The organism is Acinetobacter sp. (genome assembly GCF_036659555.1).
Taxonomy (GTDB): Bacteria; Pseudomonadota; Gammaproteobacteria; order Pseudomonadales; family Moraxellaceae; genus Acinetobacter.
This window is the reverse complement of record NZ_JAVXCI010000161.1, coordinates 1-2,818: the sequence shown is the minus strand read 5'-3', so window position 1 is coordinate 2,818 and position 2,818 is coordinate 1. Positions and strand designations below refer to the sequence as shown.

General features: G+C 49.0%; 3 protein-coding genes. All 3 read left to right on the top strand.

What is annotated here, in order from left to right; translation table 11 throughout:
* Nucleotides 1-272: HesB/IscA family protein (locus tag RSA72_RS14295; protein ID WP_332633411.1), on the top strand; the 272-nt coding region annotated here is incomplete at its 5' end.
* A 100-nt stretch (nucleotides 273-372) separates the two neighbouring features.
* Complete coding sequence (hscB, locus tag RSA72_RS14290; protein WP_332624593.1) at nucleotides 373-888, top strand: Fe-S protein assembly co-chaperone HscB; 516 nt, start codon at nucleotides 373-375, stop codon at nucleotides 886-888.
* 43 nt (nucleotides 889-931) lie between these two features.
* On the top strand, nucleotides 932-2,791 hold the full coding sequence (gene hscA, locus RSA72_RS14285) for a Fe-S protein assembly chaperone HscA (RefSeq protein ID WP_332624594.1): 1,860 nt from the start codon (nucleotides 932-934) through the stop codon (nucleotides 2,789-2,791).
* Nucleotides 2,792-2,818 lie beyond the last annotated feature (27 nt).

Sequence of the window (2,818 nt, the reverse complement as noted above, 5' to 3'; positions counted from 1 at the left end):
AAAATCGCGGTAAGGGTGAAGGCATTCGCGTTGGCGTGAAAACTTCAGGCTGTTCCGGTTTGGCTTATGTACTTGAATTCGTTGACGAAGTTGATGAGCACGATCAAACATTCGAGCAGTTTGGCGTTAAAGTTTTTGTCGACCCGAAAAGCCTGGTCTATCTTGATGAAATGGAGATGGACTACGTGAAAAACGGCTTAAACGAAGGCTTCGAATTCAACAACCCGAATAAAAAAGGCGAATGCGGCTGCGGCGAGTCTTTCACCGTTTAAAAGCCCATTCCCCGTTTTGCATTAAAACAGTGTAAAATGCGCTGTTTTAATTGCATTTAATGCATACTTTTTTGCACACCAACCGCGGATCACTTCTCCCATGAATCATTTTGAGCTGTTCAACCTCCCCGCAGCACTCGATATTGATTTAGCGGCTTTAAAAAATGAATTTCTTAAGCTGCAGCAACAATATCATCCGGATAAAGCCGAAAATAAAGATCAAGCTTTAATCAAATCAAGTGAAATCAATCAAGCATTCAAGGCTTTATCCAATGTTGACAGCCGCGCGGCCTATTTGCTGAGCTTAAAAAAGCAAGACCACCATCTTGACCAATCCATCAGTGACTTTGAATTCCTGCAGTCCGCTTTAGAAATCCGCGAACAGCTGGATGAAGCCGGCTCTGCAGATGAACTGGTTTCATTAAAAACCGAAGTTCAGCAGTGGATTTCAGGCTTAGTGCGCGAATTCAAAATTGATTATGCTGCCGAAGACTGGGCTGAAGCGCGCGACACGGTGCGCAAGCTGCGTTTCTTTGTCAAAGTCATGGCCGACATCGACAAAGCTGAAGACCGCTTGCTGGATGATGACAGCTTTGATTTAGATGATGATTTTTAATCTTACCTGTTTATAAATATTTAAGTTCTAAGGATGTAACACAATGGCTCTCTTGCAGATTGCGGAACCAGGTCAATCCAGCGCACCGCATGAACATCGCATTGCGATTGGCATCGATTTAGGCACCACTCACTCTTTGGTTGCCACGGTTCTTTCAGGAAAAGCCAAAGTGCTTCATGACCAGCACGGCCGGGTATTGCTGCCGTCTATTGTGCATTATGCTGAGAACAGCACCGAATACGGTGATGCAGCCAAACCTTTTATTACTGCAGACCCTAAAAATACCATTGTTTCCGTTAAGCGCTTTATGGGCCGCTCTAAAGCGGACATCAAGTTCCAGCACCCTTACGCTTTAGCTGGCGAAGACAATCAAATGCCGGCATTTGAAACTGCGCAAGGCCGTAAAACCCCGGTTGAAATTTCTGCTGAAATTTTAAAGCAGCTGAAAGACCGCGCCGAAGAAAGCCTGAGCAACCCGGTAAATGGCGCGGTCATTACCGTTCCCGCCTATTTTGATGAAGCGCAGCGCCAAGCCACCCGCGATGCAGCGCAGCTTGCCGGCCTAAATGTGCTGCGCCTGCTGAATGAGCCGACAGCTGCTGCGGTTGCTTACGGCCTGGATCAGGAAAGCGGTTTAGCGCATGACCAAAATTATGTGATTTATGACTTAGGCGGCGGCACTTTTGACGTGTCGATTCTGCGTTTTTCGCAAGGCGTATTTGAAGTGCTTGCCACCGGCGGGCACACTGCGCTGGGCGGCGATGACCTGGACCGCCTGATTGTAAAATGGGCGAAGAAGCAGCTGAATATTGAAACGCTGGATGATGCTGAATTTGCGCATTTTGTTGTCGCTGCGCGCAAAGCCAAGGAAGCATTGTCTGATGCCGAAACAGTTGAGCTTAAAGTTCTGGATCAGCATCTTGCTTTAGACCGCCCAACCTTTGAAACGATTATCAAAGCCGCTTTAGACAAAACCATCAGTGTCTGCAAGCGCGTAATGCGTGACGCCAAGCTTGAACTGGATGATATCCAGAATGTGGTTCTGGTTGGCGGCTCCACGCGCTCTTATGCGGTGCAGAAAGCCGTCCGCGAAGTCTTTAATCAGGAACCGCTCTGCACCATCAACCCGGATGAAGTGGTTGCTATTGGCGCATCAATTACCGCTAATCAGCTGATTGGCAATTCCAAAGACGGCTCACTGCTGCTGGATGTCACCCCGCTTTCGCTTGGCCTAGAAACCATGGGCGGCCTAGCGGAGCGTTTAATTTCACGCAACACCGCAATTCCAGTTGCGCGCCGCCAGGAATTCACTACCTATCAAGATGGCCAAACCGCCATGCTGATTCATGTAGTGCAGGGCGAACGCGATTTAGTCGAGCACTGCCGCAGCCTAGGCCGATTTGTTTTGCGCGGCATTCCGCCGATGACTGCGGGCCAGGCGCGCATTGAAGTGACTTTTCAGGTTGATGCAGACGGCCTATTGACCGTTTCCGCCACAGAAACCACCTCCGGCGTGCATGCGCAAATTGACATTAAGCCTTCTTATGGCCTGTCAGATTCAGATACCGAGCGCCTGCTGCTGGACGGCTTCAAATTCGCTGAGGAAGACAAAGCCCTGCGCCATCTGCAGGAAACTAAAGTCGAAGCGAAGCGCGAACTCGAAGCGCTAGAACAGGCTTTAAAGGCGGATGCCCAGCTTTTATCAGAAACAGAATTGTCTGCCCTGAACCAAGCCAAAGCGCAGCTGGAAATCCAGCTGGAAAGCGCCAAGATTAAAGCCATTGAAGATGCTGTAGAGCAGCTTAAAATGCACAGCGACGCTTTTGCTGCCGCGCGCATGAATCAGCACATCGACGCTGCACTAAAAGGCACCAAGCTCGACGACTGGTCAAACTCAAACTAATTTATAGGTAAAGACTATGCCACGTAT

Excerpts from the sequence above, each read along its gene's own strand:
- hscA (WP_332624594.1), top strand. The coding sequence starts at position 932 with ATGGCTCTCTTGCAGATTGCGGAACCAGGTCAATCCAGCGCACCGCAT.
- hscB (WP_332624593.1), top strand. The coding sequence starts at position 373 with ATGAATCATTTTGAGCTGTTCAACCTCCCCGCAGCACTCGATATTGAT.